Annotated in this window: 14 protein-coding genes; 4 read left to right on the top strand and 10 right to left on the bottom strand. The window is 60.3% G+C overall.

Annotation, left to right across the window (positions count from 1 at the left end):
* Positions 1-51 precede the first annotated feature (51 nt).
* The 10 genes from AB4O23_RS10225 to AB4O23_RS10180 all read right to left on the bottom strand — a co-directional run bounded on the left by AB4O23_RS10225 (position 52) and on the right by AB4O23_RS10180 (position 11,200).
* Positions 52-897 carry a D-hexose-6-phosphate mutarotase gene (locus AB4O23_RS10225; protein WP_065876696.1) on the bottom strand — a complete coding sequence of 282 codons (846 nt, stop codon included), beginning with the start codon at positions 895-897 and terminating at the stop codon, positions 52-54.
* Positions 898-1,000: 103 nt separating this feature from the next.
* Positions 1,001-2,347 (bottom strand): carbohydrate porin, encoded by a 1,347-nt coding sequence (locus AB4O23_RS10220; RefSeq protein ID WP_017529152.1) that lies wholly within the window; start codon positions 2,345-2,347, stop codon positions 1,001-1,003.
* 87 nt (positions 2,348-2,434) lie between these two features.
* Positions 2,435-3,595, bottom strand: a complete 1,161-nt coding sequence (locus tag AB4O23_RS10215; protein ID WP_003175730.1) for an ABC transporter ATP-binding protein — start codon at positions 3,593-3,595, stop codon at positions 2,435-2,437.
* A gap of 2 nt (positions 3,596-3,597) precedes the next feature.
* Positions 3,598-4,443: a carbohydrate ABC transporter permease gene (locus tag AB4O23_RS10210; RefSeq protein WP_003175731.1), complete on the bottom strand. Its 846-nt coding sequence runs from the start codon at positions 4,441-4,443 to the stop codon at positions 3,598-3,600.
* On the bottom strand, positions 4,436-5,344 hold the full coding sequence (locus AB4O23_RS10205; RefSeq protein ID WP_003175732.1) for a carbohydrate ABC transporter permease: 909 nt from the start codon (positions 5,342-5,344) through the stop codon (positions 4,436-4,438). Before AB4O23_RS10205 ends, AB4O23_RS10210 begins: the two co-directional genes overlap by 8 nt.
* 104 nt (positions 5,345-5,448) lie before the next feature.
* Positions 5,449-6,735 carry an ABC transporter substrate-binding protein gene (locus AB4O23_RS10200; protein ID WP_017529153.1) on the bottom strand — a complete coding sequence of 429 codons (1,287 nt, stop codon included), beginning with the start codon at positions 6,733-6,735 and terminating at the stop codon, positions 5,449-5,451.
* 104 nt (positions 6,736-6,839) lie between these two features.
* Complete coding sequence (locus tag AB4O23_RS10195; protein ID WP_065876694.1) at positions 6,840-8,099, bottom strand: D-mannose isomerase; 1,260 nt, start codon at positions 8,097-8,099, stop codon at positions 6,840-6,842.
* A 183-nt stretch (positions 8,100-8,282) separates the two neighbouring features.
* Entirely contained in the window at positions 8,283-9,128 is an 846-nt protein-coding gene (locus AB4O23_RS10190; protein ID WP_065876693.1) for an ATPase, read from the bottom strand.
* Between the two features lie 127 nt (positions 9,129-9,255).
* A complete protein-coding gene (locus AB4O23_RS10185; RefSeq protein WP_017529156.1) occupies positions 9,256-10,254 on the bottom strand; it encodes an NAD-dependent epimerase/dehydratase family protein in 999 nt (332 codons plus the stop codon).
* 52 nt (positions 10,255-10,306) lie between these two features.
* Positions 10,307-11,200, bottom strand: a complete 894-nt coding sequence (locus tag AB4O23_RS10180; RefSeq protein WP_017529157.1) for a LysR family transcriptional regulator ArgP — start codon at positions 11,198-11,200, stop codon at positions 10,307-10,309.
* Positions 11,201-11,291: 91 nt separating this feature from the next.
* On the opposite strand from AB4O23_RS10180, the gene AB4O23_RS10175 reads away from it, so the two are divergent.
* The 4 genes from AB4O23_RS10175 to AB4O23_RS10160 all read left to right on the top strand — a co-directional run bounded on the left by AB4O23_RS10175 (position 11,292) and on the right by AB4O23_RS10160 (position 15,296).
* Positions 11,292-11,894, top strand: a complete 603-nt coding sequence (locus AB4O23_RS10175) for a LysE/ArgO family amino acid transporter (RefSeq protein WP_017529158.1) — start codon at positions 11,292-11,294, stop codon at positions 11,892-11,894.
* Positions 11,895-12,071: 177 nt separating this feature from the next.
* Positions 12,072-12,668, top strand: a complete 597-nt coding sequence (locus AB4O23_RS10170) for a superoxide dismutase (protein ID WP_003175739.1) — start codon at positions 12,072-12,074, stop codon at positions 12,666-12,668.
* Positions 12,669-12,824: 156 nt separating this feature from the next.
* Positions 12,825-13,025, top strand: coding sequence for a hypothetical protein (locus tag AB4O23_RS10165; RefSeq protein WP_017529159.1), 201 nt, complete (start codon positions 12,825-12,827; stop codon positions 13,023-13,025).
* 219 nt (positions 13,026-13,244) lie between these two features.
* Positions 13,245-15,296 (top strand): putative bifunctional diguanylate cyclase/phosphodiesterase, encoded by a 2,052-nt coding sequence (locus AB4O23_RS10160; protein WP_460150467.1) that lies wholly within the window; start codon positions 13,245-13,247, stop codon positions 15,294-15,296.
* Positions 15,297-15,416 lie beyond the last annotated feature (120 nt).

The following is a 15,416-nucleotide window of genomic DNA, read 5'->3' as shown; positions in this document are numbered from 1 at the left end:
TGTGTGTTGGCTTCACTGGCCCTATCGGGGGCAAGTCGAATCGTCGCACCGCTAAACCCCCGCTCTCGCCTGCAAACTCAGGTGCGCCCTCTCCCCCGGCGCCAAACTGGCACCGGCCATCGCCGACTCCACGCACACAAACCCCGACGCCTCGTTGAAACTGACGCCCAACAGCGGCCGGCTGCCAGGATGCCATACCACGGTGTCAGCGCTGTCGCCGGTGTCGATACACAGTTCGCGCTGCCAGGCGTGGTCCTTGAGGTGTAACTCACCCTCATGCTGGAATACCCGCTGGCACCCACCGTCCACCCGCAATTCGCCTTCCTGCTGGCAAGCCTGACGATTGAGCTGGTCATAACCTTGAGCGCCGTCGAGCCCAGACAGCGCTATCTCGTCGACGTGACCAATACGCCAGTAAGCGTGCAAAGCATGGCTCAACTGGCACGGCAACTCGTCCTGATGCTCGGTGCTCAGGCGCAGCTCCAGGGTTTCGCCCAGGTGCGCATGCAAGTCCACCTGCCAATCGCACAGCTGCAATTGCCAGTGCAGGCGCACGCCTTCGTCGTCGGTGCTGCTGTCGAGCAGTTTCCAGTCGATCAAGCGCGCCCAACCATGGGACGGCCAGGCATTCTCGCTGGGGTGGCGGCCATACCACGGCCAGCACACCGGCACGCCACCCCGTATGGCACCGACTTGCGGCCACTTGGCCGCGCACCACAGCCATGGTTTCTGGCCACGGGGCTGAAAATGCAGCAGTTGCGCGCCCTGACGACTGAACACCGCCTGGCACAGCGGATGGTCGATCACCAACACGTCGCGCATCTGAAAGCGCTCCCAGGCAAACACCGGACGCTCGCGCAGGGATTTGAAAAAGCGTTGCAGCGGTTGCTCATGCATGTGCCACGGTCCTGAATATCTTCACAGTGCCACCCAAAAAAAAGCGGATAGCCATGGCTACCCGCAAAATGCGCACAGAGAGAAGGAGCTTATCGCAACAGCGTTAGAACGTAGACTGGATTTTCAGGCCAGCCACCAACGCGTTGTCGACTTTATCCACGCCGCCAGGTTGCACGACGTACTGCAGGTTGGGACGCACGGTCAGCCAGTTGGTAACGTGGAAGCCGTAGTTGATTTCGAAGTTGTATTCGGTTTCGCGGATCGGCGTGTACAACGGGTTGTCGTAATCGCTGACACCATTGGCGGCATTGAGCAGTTCGGCGTTTTTCTTCACGTCGTTGTTGACGTGCAGGCGCGCGGCGCCAATGCCGACGTCGTCTTTTGGACGCGCATCGAATGGGCCTTTGTACACCAGCATGAGCGACTGATAGTTGTCGACCAGGTTGGTTTCCTTGTCGTGGAAGGTCGCGTTGGCCGCGATGTTCAGACCACGGGAAGCGTCGCCGTTATGCGTGGTGAGTTGCTGTTGGGCAACGAACCAGTAGCCTTTCTTGCTGCTGCGGGTACGGAAGTCTGCGCCAGTGAGGACAGCATTGCCGCCGTTGACGTCTTCACGTACATCCGGAGCATCGGCCGCGCTCTTGTAGTAACCCACACGGTATTCGCCCGGCAGGTTATTAACCTTCGGCGACCAGACCAATTCCACCGGAATCACGGTGCCCTTGGTGCCGCTGCCGCTGAGCTTGAAGCCGTTGCCGTGTTCCAGCTGCGATGGGTTCTGGTTGTAGGCACCGATTTGCGCATACAGCTCTGGCGTGATGTTGTACTTCACGCGGATCGCCGCCTGGCTGACCGGCCAGTTGTACCAGGTGTTCACGTAGTTACCGACCTGGGAGCCGCAGAACGACAGGTTCTGGAAGTCGCACGGGAAGGTGTTGAAGTCTTCGCCTTCACCGAAGTAACCGAGTTTCACATCCAGTTTGTTGTCGAACATCTGGTGCTGGATCCAGAACTGGGTCAGACGCACCATGTGGCCACGACCGTAGACTTCCATGGACGAGCTCAGCGTGCCGGCACGCGGGTCGCCAATGCGGTCGTTGGAAATGTTCTGGCCATTACGGTTGGTGAACTGGATCTTGGCTTGGGTGTTGTCCCAGCCCCACAGTTTTTGCAGGTCCAGTGCCACGCCCAGACCGAACTGGTCGGAGTAGCGACCGGTCTTGTCGTCGTTGAAGCCACCGTGGGCGTTGTAGCCCATCTCCCCTACGTAGTCAGCCTTGATGTCGATACCTTGCTCGATCAGCTTGGTACGTTCGCCGCCCCAATCGCCGGTCATCCACTTGGAATCGGCGCTGAATGCATCGGCCGCCATCGCATTGGCGGACAATACCAGGGCTGCTGCCGCTGACAATTGGCAGATCAGCCGGGTGTTGTTGTGTTGCTTTTTCATCCCTACATCCTCGTCTTTATTGTTATTAAACTGTTTTTATCTAACGCGGGTTACATTTTTTTCAATTAAAACAATACGTTACCTGCTTCAGCGACCCTTGAATTGGGCCACATTGTCGGCATGCCCCTGTGCGGGCAATGAAGAGGCGGTGCCCAGCCGCTCGCCGGTGTTGGCGTCGAACAACAAGACCTTGGCCGGGTCGAATTGCAGGGTCAGCGTCTCCCCCACTTGGGGTGCTACGTCCGGTGCAAGACGGCAGCACACCTTGGTGTCATTGAGCTGCACGAACACCAGGGTGTCCGGGCCGGTGGGCTCGGTGACCTGGACTTCGGCACGAATGCTCGACGACCCATTGCCTTCCCCCGTCGCCAGCACGATTTGCTCCGGGCGCAGGCCCAGGATCACATCGCGGTCTTCCAGGCCCGTGTCGTTCATGCTCAGCGGCAATTCGCAACGGGCCTGGCCGCTGTCGAGCAGCGCAACCAAATGACCGTCTTTGCGTTTTAGGCGCATGGGAACGAAGTTCATGGGTGGTGAACCGATAAAGCTTGCCACAAATAGGTTAGCAGGGTCGTTGTAAATTTCTTTCGGCGTGCCGAATTGTTGGATGATGCCGTCCTTCATCACCGCCACTTTGTCGCCCAGGGTCATCGCCTCGATCTGGTCGTGGGTCACATAAACCGTGGTGGTCTTGAGGCGCTGGTGCATCAGCTTCATTTCGGTGCGCATCTCGACGCGCAGCTTGGCGTCGAGGTTGGACAGCGGTTCGTCGAACAGGTAGATCTTCGGGCGACGCGCCAGCGCACGGCCCATGGCCACCCGCTGTTGCTGACCACCGGAGAGTTGGCCCGGCTTGCGATTGAGCAGGTGCTCGATCTGCAGCAGCTTGGCCACGCGCGCCACTTCAGCGTCGATGTCGGCTTGCGGCATCTTGCGGATCTTGAGGCCGAACTCGATGTTCTCGCGCACGCTCATGGTCGGGTACAGCGCGTAGGACTGGAACACCATGGCGATGTCACGATCCTTGGGGCTCATGCCGCTCACGTCCTGGTCGCCGATCATGATCGCGCCACCGGTGATAGTCTCCAGGCCGGCGATGCAGTTCATCAGCGTGGATTTACCACAGCCCGACGGGCCGACCAGGATCAGGAATTCGCCTTCCTTGATCGACAGTTCGATATTCTTCAAGGTGTCGGGCAGGCCGGCGCCATAGGTCTTGTTTACATTGCGAAGTTCAAGCGTAGCCATGATTACCCCTTGACCGCGCCGGCCGTGAGGCCGCGCACGAAATACTTGCCTGCGATCACATAGACCAGCAGGGTCGGCAGCCCGGCGATCATCGCCGCCGCCATATCCACGTTATATTCCTTGGCCCCGGTGCTGGTGTTGACCAGGTTGTTCAGCGCCACTGTGATGGGCTGGGAGTCGCCGCTGGAGAACACCACACCGAACAGGAAGTCGTTCCAGATCTGGGTGAACTGCCAGATCAGGCAGACCATGATGATCGGGGTCGACATCGGCAGAATGATCTGACGGAAGATGGTGAAAAAGCCCGCACCGTCCAGGCGTGCGGCCTTGATCAGCGCGTCCGGAATGCTCACGTAGTAGTTACGGAAGAACAGCGTGGTGAACGCCAGGCCGTAGACCACGTGCACAAACACCAGGCCGGTGGTGGTACTGGCCAGGCCCATCTTGCCGAGGGTGAAGGATGCCGGCAGCAGCACGGTCTGGAACGGCAGGAAGCAGCCGAACAACAGCAGGCCGAAGAACAGCTGCGAACCGCGGAAGCGCCAGAACGACAGCACGTAGCCGTTCAACGCACCGATAGCGGTGGAGATCAACACGGCCGGAACGGTGATCTTGATCGAGTTCCAGAAGTAACCATCCACCGTATCCCAGGCCTTGATCCAGCCAATGCCGGTGACTACGGTCGGCCAGCTCAGCAGGTTGCCGGTGGTGATGTCTTCCGGGGTCTTGAAGCTGGTGAGCAACATCACCACCAGCGGCACCAGGTACAGCAGCACCGCGAGAATCAGCACCGCGTAGATCGCGATGCGACTCAGGCTGATGGCAGGTTTGGAAGCGAGACTAGTCATTACGTTTGGTCCTCAGCTCGGAGTAGAGGTAAGGCACGATGATCGCGAGGATCGCACCGAGCATCAGGATTGCACTGGCCGAACCCATGCCCATCTGGCCACGGCTGAAGGTGAACGAGTACATGAACATGGCAGGCAGGTCGGACGAGTAGCCCGGGCCACCGGCGGTCATTGCCGCCACCAGGTCGAAGCTCTTGATGGCGATGTGCGCCAGGATCATCACCGCGCTGAAGAACACCGGACGCAGGCTGGGCAGCACCACGCTCCAGTAGATGCGCGGCAGGCTCGCGCCGTCGATCTGGGCCGCACGGATGATCGATTGATCAACACCACGCAGGCCAGCGAGAAACATTGCCATGATAAAACCCGAGGCTTGCCACACAGCCGCGATCACCAGGCAGTAAACGACACGGTCCGGATCGATCAGCCAGTCCAGGCGGAAACCTTCCCAGCCCCAGTCACGCAGGAGTTTGTCCAGGCCCATGCCCGGGTTGAGCAGCCATTTCCAGGCGGTACCGGTGACGATCATCGAGAGCGCCATCGGGTACAGGTAGATGGTGCGGATAAAGCCTTCGCGGCGGATTTTCTGGTCGAGGAAAATCGCCAGCGTCACGCCGATCACCAGGGTGATGCCGATGAACATGCCGCCAAACAGCGCCAGGTTCTTGCTCGCCACCCACCAGCGATCGTTGTCGAACAACCGCTCGTATTGCGCAAGGCCCGCCCATTTGTAACTGGGCAGGAAGGTGGACGTGGTGAACGACAGTACAAACGTCCACAGGATGTAGCCGTAGAAGCCTACCAACACGATAAACATGCTGGGCGCCAGCACCAGTTTGGGTAGCCAGCGCTGCAGTGCATCGAACGGCGAGGCTTTGCTGAACACAGCAACAGAACTCATGGGAAAATCCAATACAGAGAAAAAGGACTACAGCTTGCAGGGGCCGGCTTGTGGGGTGAGCGAGCTTGCTCCCTCACTCCAAAAGCCGGGTTCCTACAACGGTGTTACTTGGCGGACTTGATCGCAGCGCCCAGTTTCTTGGCAGTGTCGGCCGGGTCGGCTTTCGGGTCGTTGATGTAGTTGGTCACGACGTCAAAGAACGCACCTTGCACAGCCAGGGTGGTGGCCATGTTGTGCGCCATGCTCGGCTGCAGGCCACCGGTCTTGGCGTCTGCCAGGAAGTCCTTGGCGGCGGTCTGGGCACAGGAGTCAAAGCCGTAGGAATCCATTTTGTTCAGCATGTCGTTGCGCACAGGGATCGAGCCCTTGTTGATGCTGAACACTTTCTGGAAGTTCTCACCCAGCACGACTTTGGCGATGTCCTGCTGACCGGCAGCCGTGCCTTTGTCTTTCTGCTTGAACACCGCCAGGGAGTCGATGTTGTAGGTGAAGGCTTTGTCGGTGCCAGGGAACGCTACGCACTCGTAGTCCTTGCCCGCGACTTTCTTGGCGGCGGTCCATTCGGACTTGGCCCAGTCACCCATGATCTGCATGCCGGCCTTGCCGTTGATGACCTTGCCCGCTTCGAGGTTCCAGTCCTGGCCTTTGCCGTCGACGTCCATGTAGGTCGCGACTTTCTTCAGCTCAGTAAGGGCCTTGACCATTTCCGGACCGGTCAGAGCGCCGTTATCCAGGTCGACCAGGGCTTTTTTGTAGCCATCAGCGCCCATCACCGACAGAACCACCGCTTCGAACACAGTGCTGTCCTGCCATGGCTGGCCACCGTGGGCGAGCGCGATGAAGCCCGCTTTCTTCAGCTTGTCGCCGGCTGCGTAGAATTCTTCAAGGGTGGTGGGGTTCTTGGTGATGCCGGCTTTCTTGAAGACTTCCGGGTTGATCCACAGCCAGTTCACGCGGTGGATGTTCACCGGCACGGCCACGTAGTCACCTTCGTACTTCACGGTGTCGGAGACTTTCTTGTCGAGCAGGGAATCCCATTTTTCTTCTTTGGCCACGTCTTTCAGGACGTCGGTGTCGAGCAGGCCGGTGGACGCCCATTCCTGGATGTCGGGGCCTTTGATCTGGGCAACGCCTGGCGGGTTGCCGGCGACCGCGCGGCTTTTGAGCACGGTCATGGCCGTGGCGCCGCCGCCACCGGCGACGGCACCGTCTTTCCAGGTGAAGCCGTCTTTCTCAACTTGGGCCTTCAGGACATCTACAGCCGCTTTTTCGCCACCCGAGGTCCACCAATGCACAACTTCAACCGTCCCTTTGGAGTCGGCGGCAAATGCACTGAGGGGGAACAACGAGGCAACGGAAATAGCTACGGCGAGGCGATTAATCGCGTTCATCTGAATACCTTTTCTTGTTGTTATGCATGCAAGTCTGGAGCTTGCGCTGCACGGAGTTTAAACATGGTTTTTTTGAGCGCAGGTAACAAAGGGATGCACAAATGTCACCACCTGGTGACATAGCGTCCAGCGCCTAAAGCGCTGGCCATGCTAGGTGCCAAAGGCAATGCAGGCAGCACTACCGCTTGCCAGGCATGGTACAGGTCCGGCTTGCCACCCCAGATGTTGCAGCTGGGCTGGTTGTGCGGGCTGAGTTCGTGGTGCCAGCTGCCGTGGCGGCGGTCGATGAAATGGGTCTCGCAAAACTCCCAGAAGCGTCGGTACCAGGTTTCATAGTGAAGCTCACCGGTACGCTTGAGCAGGGCCTGGGCCGCGGCGCTGGCCTCGGCGTGGGTCCAATGCAGGCGCTCGCGCACCACCGGCTGATGCTGCCAGTCCAGCGTGTAGACGATGCCGGGGGCGCCGTCCACGCTCCAGGCGTATTCGCAGGCACTGGCGAAAAGCCCCTTGGCATCGCTGACCAGCCAATCCGGCGTGACCAGGCCGGCCTGCAGGCGCGCAGCCTCCAGGTGCAGCACCAGGCGCGCCCACTCGAAACCGTGGCCAGGGGTGATGCCATAAGGGCGGAAGCCGTCGGCGGGGTTGTCTTCGTTGTAACCGTGCACGGGTTGCCAGCGGCTGTCGAAATGCTCGATCACCATGAATTGGTTGTCGGCGGCATGACGGTGGATCACCCGCTCAACGATGCGCAACGCGCGGTCGAGCCACCGCGTGTCACCCGTGACATCCGCCAGCGCCAGAAAGGCTTCGGTGGCGTGCATATTGCTGTTGGCGCCGCGATAGGCTTCGATACCGCTCCAGTCTTGGGCAAACGATTCGAGCATCGCGCCCTCCTCCTCGCTCCAGAAGAACTGGTCGATGATGTGAATGGCGTCATTGAGCAGGGTTTGCGCACCGGGAGCCCCCGCCACCACCGCAGAGCTGGCCGCCAGGGCGACGAACGCATGCAGGTAGGCCGCCTTGCCAGTGTTGCCATCCTGGGCGTGTGGCGCGGCGAACCAACCGCCGTGCTCGCTATCGCGCAAAGGGCCACGCAGGGCCGCCACACCGTGTTCAACCCATTCGGCATACCCCGGCAGCCCCATGGCATGGGCCATGGCGAAACTGTGGGTCATGCGGGCGGTGTTCATGGTTTCGGCGCGGGCACTGGCCGCAAGGCGGCCTTTATCGTCCAGGTTGCCGAACCCGTCCGGCAGACGGGACGACTTGGCGAATGACAGCAGGCGCTGGCCTTCGGCGGCAAGCCAGGCGTGATGGGCAGGTGCATTCAGCCAACTGCTGGCAGGCAGTGGTTGCGTGGTCATGGGTGGCCCTTATTGTTTTTGGTGGGGTGACGGGAGTCTAAACAAGGGCGTGAGAGGGGCAAGTAACGAAGGGGATCATAAATGTCACCAAGCAGTGACAATGCTACAAGCGAGCGTGATTCAACTCTCGACAATGATCCAAATGTGGGAGCAAACCCCCTCCCACATTTTGGCCAGCTTTAGTCATTGAGCCTGCGGGGTGATCTTCGCCGGCGTATTGAGCTGCTGCTGCAGGTTCTGCACCTGGCTCTGCAAGGTAGTGATATTGCGCGTGGTCTGGATGCGGAAGACGTCGAACTCTTTATTGGTGGGTGCATCGCTGTTGGCCGGCTGGGCGTCCTGTGCGCTTTTAAGCACTACAAGGTCCTGCTCCAGGCGGGCAATGGCCGCGCTCGGGTTGCCTTGTTTCTTCAGGGCGGCAACGTCGGCCACCAGTTCCTTTATCTCGGCATCGCGCTTGCCGGCATCGCCTTGCGCGGCCTTGAGGCTGGCCACGGCGTCGGTCAGGGCTTGTACCTGGCCTTGCAACTTGCTGTTGGCAGTGGAGAGGTCGGCGGTGCTGGCGGTCATTTGCGCCAGGCGCTTGTCCAGTTCGGTGGCCTGGCCGGCGACGCCGAGTTGCTGCTTGCCCTGCTCCTGCAACTGGCTTTCCAACTGTTTGATCTGCGACTTCAGCGCTTCGCTGCCGTTATTCACGCTGGCTTGGCTGGCGACGACCCTGCCGGAAATGTCCTGCAGGCGCCCCGCCGCTTCTTCGCTGATGCGTGCAAAGCTTTCCTGGGTGGCAACCAACTGCTGGCCCATCAGGGAGATCTGCTGGAAACTCCACCAGGCCAAGCCGGCAAAGGCGATCAGCAGCGCGCCGATCAATGCCCACAACGGGCCGGTGCTGGCACTCTTGACCTTGACTACCGGTGTGTTGCGCGAACGCACCGAAGTGGCCGGGGAAGGTTCGAAATCATCGTCATCCCCTGGATCGGCCCGCAGGCTGGGAACGTTGTCGAAGTCGTCGTTGGCATCGTTACGCATGAATCAACCCTGAATCGCTGAAATGGCTGGCGGGAACGCCAGGCGACGGGAGTATAAACCGCAGTCCCATCGCACTGATCGACCGGGAACCACCCATTCGGTTCCCGATGTGTTGCCTGGTGTGACCTTACTTGCCACCCGGGTCCTGGGCTTTCCACCAACCGCAGAACTCGTCGAGGGCGGCCCACAGGCTGACCTTGGGCTCGTAGTCCAGATAATGCCTGGCCCGGCTGATGTCGAGGGTGAAATCTTTGTTCATGACTTGCATGCCCAGGCGCGATAACGCCGGCTCCGGTCGCCCCGGCCACAGGGCGCAGAAAGCTTCGTTCAACGCCGCCACGCTGTAGGACAAGCCGTAGGATCGATAACGGGTCACCTGGGGTAACTCCATTTGGCGCATCACGTAGTTCACCACATCCCACACCGGCACCGGCGCGCCGTTGCTGATGTTGTAGGCCCTGCCCAGCGCCGAGCCAGGGGCCAGCAAGCTGCTGAGCAGTGCTTCATTGAGGTTGTGGATGCTGGTGAAGTCGACCTTGTTCAGACCGTCGCCGACAATCGCCAGGCGGTTCTTGCGCTGCATTTTAAGCAGGCGCGGGAAGATGCTCATATCGCCGGCGCCGGTAACAAAACGTGGGCGCAGGGCCAGCACTTCAAGGCCGAACTCCTGGGCACCGAACACTTTCTGCTCAGCCAGGTACTTGGTGGCCGCATAGGGATGCTTGAAGCGCTTGGGCACTTGTTCTTCAGTCAGGCCCAGATGGTCGCGACCATCAAAATAGATCGACGGCGACGACAGGTGTACCAGGCGCCCAACCCGCTGTTTCAGGCAGGCCTCGACGACGTTTTCGGTGACCAGCACGTTGCCCTGGTGAAAATCCTGGTAACGCCCCCACAGCCCCACGGCACCGGCGCAGTGCACCACCGCTTCGACATCGCGGCACAGGTCGCGCACCAGGTCGGCATCATTGAGGTCACCCTGGATAAACTCGGCACCGCGCCGTACCAGGTGCTCCACGCCCTCGGCGCGGCGCCCGTTAACCCGCACGTCCAGGCCCTGCTCCAGGGCGAAACGCGCAAAGCGCCCGCCAATGAAGCCGCTTGCGCCGGTGACCAGAATCTTCATGTGTTACCCCGTGTTCTTTCGTTTTTCATTGCTGTTGCCTTGACGCCCGCTGTCAGTCCAACGGCACCAACCATTGACCACACGCCTGGGCCAGATGGTCGGTCAACAGGCCCAACAATTGCCCGCCGCTGCGCCAATGATGCCAGTACAACGGCACATCGATCGGTTTATCGGGCAATAACTCCACTAACACGCCCTTTTCCAACTGGTGGCGCACCTGCAATTCCGGCACCAGCCCCCAGCCCAGCCCTGCCTCCGTGAGCCGGATAAAGCCTTCGGACGATGGGCATAAATGATGCTCGAAACCACCGTCCACCCCGAGGGATGCCAGGTAGCGATGCTGCAGGAAATCGTCCGGGCCAAACACCAGCGCGGGCGTGCGCGCCAGTTGATCGGCGCGCACGCCTTGCGGGAAATGCCGGGTAATAAAGGCCGGGCTGGCCAATGCGCGGTAGCGCATGGCGCCGAGCAGCAGGCTGCGGGCTCCGGCTACCGGGCGTTCGCTGGCGCAAATGCAGGCCGCCACTTCACCGGCGCGCATCCGCTTGAGGCTGACGGCCTGGTCTTCAACAACCAGGTCGAGCAACAGATGTTGCTCGGCGCAAAATTCGCTGACCGCCTCGGCCCACCACGTCGCCAGGCTGTCGGCGTTGAGGGCGATGCGCAGGCGTTCGGGCATGCCCTCTTCATCCAGCGCCGGCACCTGGCTTTGCAGGTCACGTTCCAGCAAGCGCACCTGTTGCACGTGATTGAGCAGGCGTCGGCCGATATCGGTGGGCGTCGGCGGCGTGGCCCGCACTAGCACCGGCTGGCCGACGCGCGCCTCCAGCAACTTGATGCGCTGGGAGATCGCCGATTGCGACAGCCCCAGCACCTGGGCGCCGCGCTCGAAGCCAGCCTGTTCCACTACGGCCGCGAGGGCAGACAGTAATTTATAGTCGAACATCAGTTTCTCTAATGAGCGATCAGCAATATTGGTTTTTCTTATACAGCCTCGACCCCGAGAATGACCAGCATCGCCTTGAGGATCTTTATTTATGTGGCAAAGCTATATGAACGGACTGCTGGTGGCCCTTGGCCTGATCATGGCAATCGGTACGCAAAATGCGTTTGTCCTGGCTCAGAGCCTGCGCCGCGAGCATCACCTGCCCGTCGCTGCCCTGTGTGTGATCTGTGATGCCGTGCTGGTGGCTGCCGGGGTTTTCGGCTTGGCGACGGTGCTGGCGCAGAGCCCGATACTGTTGGCCGTGGCGCGTTGGGGCGGTGCGGCATTCCTGTTGTGGTACGGCACGTGCGCGCTACGCAGGGCGTGTTCGAAACAGAGCCTGGACCAGGGCGCCAGTCTCAAGACCCGCTCATTGCGCGCCGTGCTGCTCAGTGCCCTGGCGGTGACCCTGCTCAACCCCCATGTCTACCTGGACACCGTGCTGCTGATCGGCTCCCTGGGCGCGCAACAAACCGAACCGGGCGCTTACGTGGCGGGGGCGGCCAGCGCGTCGTTCCTGTGGTTCGCCACGCTGGCACTCGGCGCGGCATGGCTGGCGCCCTGGCTCGCACGCCCGGCGACCTGGCGGCTGCTGGATCTGTTGGTGGCCGTGATGATGTTCAGCGTGGCCTATCAGTTAATAAGCGCGCCTTGAACTTATTCCAAAAGGCTCTGGAACCTCTATCCCACACAGTTGTTGCGTGGTTTTGCCGCACCCCCGGTGCTATGATCCTGCCCCTGCGCCGCAAAGAGTACAAACTCCCCGGCGCTTGTTTGGCCGCCCGTGATCGGCCTTGCGCTCACCGCAACTGACCTGATTAGGAGAATTATCATGGCTTTCGAATTGCCGCCGCTGCCCTACGCACACGATGCCCTGCAGCCGCACATCTCCAAGGAAACCTTGGAGTACCACCACGACAAGCACCACAACACCTATGTCGTGAACCTGAACAACCTGGTGCCAGGCACCGAGTTCGAAGGCAAGACCCTGGAAGAGATCGTTAAATCCTCTTCGGGCGGTATCTTCAACAACGCCGCTCAGGTCTGGAACCACACCTTCTACTGGAACTGCCTGGCGCCAAACGCCGGTGGCCAACCTACCGGCGCACTGGCTGAAGCTATCAACGCAGCGTTCGGTTCGTTCGACAAGTTCAAGGAAGAATTCACCAAGACGTCCGTCGGCACCTTCGGTTCCGGTTGGGGCTGGCTGGTGAAAAAAGCTGACGGTTCCCTGGCCCTGGCCAGCACCATCGGCGCCGGCAACCCACTGACCAACGGCGACACCCCGCTGCTGACCTGCGACGTATGGGAACACGCCTACTACATCGACTACCGCAACGTGCGTCCCAAGTATGTGGAAGCGTTCTGGAACCTGGTCAACTGGAAGTTCGTGGCTGAGCAGTTCGAAGGCAAGACCTTCACTGCCTAAGCAACGCGTGCAGTAGAAAGAGCCCGGCGATCGCCGGGCTTTTTTGTGGGCGCTTGAAAATGCACGCCGTGCAGGAAGTGTGGAACTCACTGAAACGAATTCGCCACCCAGACGACGAGAGAAATACCTCTCTCAGTTCATGTAGGAGACTCCGCAATGGATCCGTTATCGATGGGTATGTCGGCATTGTCATCAGTGATGCCAGTCGTCGGCCAAGGCCTGGATTTGCTGGGCAAAGGCTTGGATGTGCTCGGGAAGATCGTGGACGCAAAAAGCACGAGCGCCAATCAGGACCCAGGCAAAATCGGCGCCGATACGCACCAGAGCAACACTGTTCAGATCAGTTACAACGCATAAAACAGCGGGTCCCGCCAGGCGGGATAGCCAAAAGGTTCGCGCCCTTTGGGCCCCGCGCCACACCAGAGAGCGGCGGATTTTATCCGCCCTCTTCCTGCCCCACCTGCATTCGACCGCTTCCCGTTACCCCACGCCCCAATGTTCCTTTGACGGCCGCCATCAGATTGCCAATACTCATGGCATATTGAAGGCCACCCGCATGAGACAAGGAATGCCCCTTTGAAGCTGGAACTCAAAAACAGCTTGTCGGTGAAGTTGCTAAGGGTGGTGCTGCTCTCGGCATTGATCGTTGGCGTGGCGCTGAGCGTGGCGCAGATCGTGTTCGATGCTTATAAGACACGCCAGGCCGTAGCCGGCGATGCCCAGCGCATCCTCGACATGTTTCGCGACCCTTCGACCCAGGCCGTCTACAGCCTGGACCGCGAAATGGGCATGCAGGTGATCGAAGGGCTGTTTCAGGACGAGGCCGTGCGCATGGCCTCCATCGGCCATCCCAACGAGACCATGCTGGCGGAAAAAAGCCGCGCGTTGCAGCAGTCCCCCAGCCGCTGGCTGACCGACCTGATTCTTGGCCAGGAACGCACCTTCACCACTGCATTGGTTGGCAAAGGCCCGTACAGCGAGTATTACGGCGACCTGAGCCTGACCCTCGACACCGCCACCTACGGCAAGGGTTTTATTGTCAGCTCGGTGGTCATCTTTATTTCCGGCGTGTTACGCGCGCTGGCCATGGGCCTGGTGCTGTACCTGGTGTATCACTGGCTGCTGACCAAACCGTTGTCGCGGATAATCGAACACCTGACCTCCATCAATCCGGATCGGCCCAGCGAGCATAAGATCCCGCAACTCAAGGGGCACGAGCACAACGAGTTGGGGCTGTGGATCAACACCGCCAACCAGTTGCTGGAATCCATCGAACGCAACACCCACCTGCGCCACGAAGCCGAAAGCAGCCTGTTGCGCATGGCCCAGTACGATTTCCTGACCGGTCTGCCCAACCGCCAGAAGCTGCAGGAGCAACTGGACAAGATCCTGATCGATGCCGGTCGCCGGCAACGCCGGGTGGCGGTGTTATGTGTAGGGTTGGATGACTTTAAAAGCATCAACGAGCAGTTCACCTACCAGGTCGGCGACAAATTGCTGCTGGCCCTGGCCGACCGCTTGCGTGCCCATAGTGGCCGCCTTGGGACCCTCGCGCGTCTGGGCGGCGACCAGTTCGCCCTGGTGCAGGCCGACATCGACCAACCTTACGAAGCCGCCGAGCTGGCGCAAAGCATCCTCGACGACCTGGAAGCGGAATTCGCCCTCGACCACGAGCAGATCCGTCTGCGCGCCACTATCGGCATCACCCTGTTCCCCGAAGACGGCGACAGCACCGAAAAGCTGCTGCAAAAGGCCGAACAGACCATGACCCTGGCCAAGAGCCGTTCGCGCAACCGCTATCAGTTCTATATCGCCAGCGTCGACAGCGAAATGCGCCGCCGCCGCGAACTGGAGAAAGACCTGCGCGACGCGTTGAGCCGCGACCAGTTTCACTTGGTGTACCAACCGCAGATCAGCTACCGCGATCAGCACGTGGTGGGCGTGGAAGCGCTGATTCGCTGGCAGCACCCGGAGCATGGGCTGGTACCGCCGGACCTGTTCATCCCACTGGCCGAGCAGAACGGCACCATTATTGCGATCGGTGAATGGGTGCTGGACCAGGCCTGCCGCCAATTGCGCGAATGGCACGACCAGGGCTTCACCGCCCTGCGCATGGCGGTCAACCTGTCCACCGTGCAGTTGCACCACTCCGAATTGCCGAGGGTGGTCAACAACCTGATGCAGATCTACCGCCTGCCGCCGCGCAGCCTGGAGCTGGAAGTCACCGAGACCGGCCTGATGGAAGACATCAGCACCGCCGCCCAGCACCTGTTGAGCCTGCGCCGCTCCGGTGCGTTGATCGCCATCGATGACTTCGGCACCGGCTACTCGTCCCTGAGCTACCTCAAGAGCCTGCCGCTGGACAAGATCAAGATCGACAAGAGCTTCGTCCAGGACCTGTTGGACGATGACGACGATGCGACCATCGTGCGCGCCATTATCCAACTGGGTAAAAGCCTGGGCATGCAGGTGATCGCCGAAGGCGTGGAAACTGCGGAACAGGAGGCTTACGTCATTTCCGAGGGCTGCCACGAAGGTCAGGGCTACTACTACAGCAAACCCTTGCAGGCACGCGAGCTGGCGGCTTTTTTGAAGCAGGCCGAGCGCAATAACGCGGCCATTCTCTGACGCGGCAATACGATACTGAATATTTCCCGCGTGTACCCCTTTACACAAAATGCAAATCTTTCGCATTATGTCGCAGTTTTTGCGCTCCCCCGCGCGTCCCATCAACAACCGAAGCAGGAT

The sequence above is a fragment of the Pseudomonas sp. H2_A10 genome (assembly GCF_054680085.1).
This window is presented reverse-complemented; position numbering and strand designations above follow the sequence as displayed.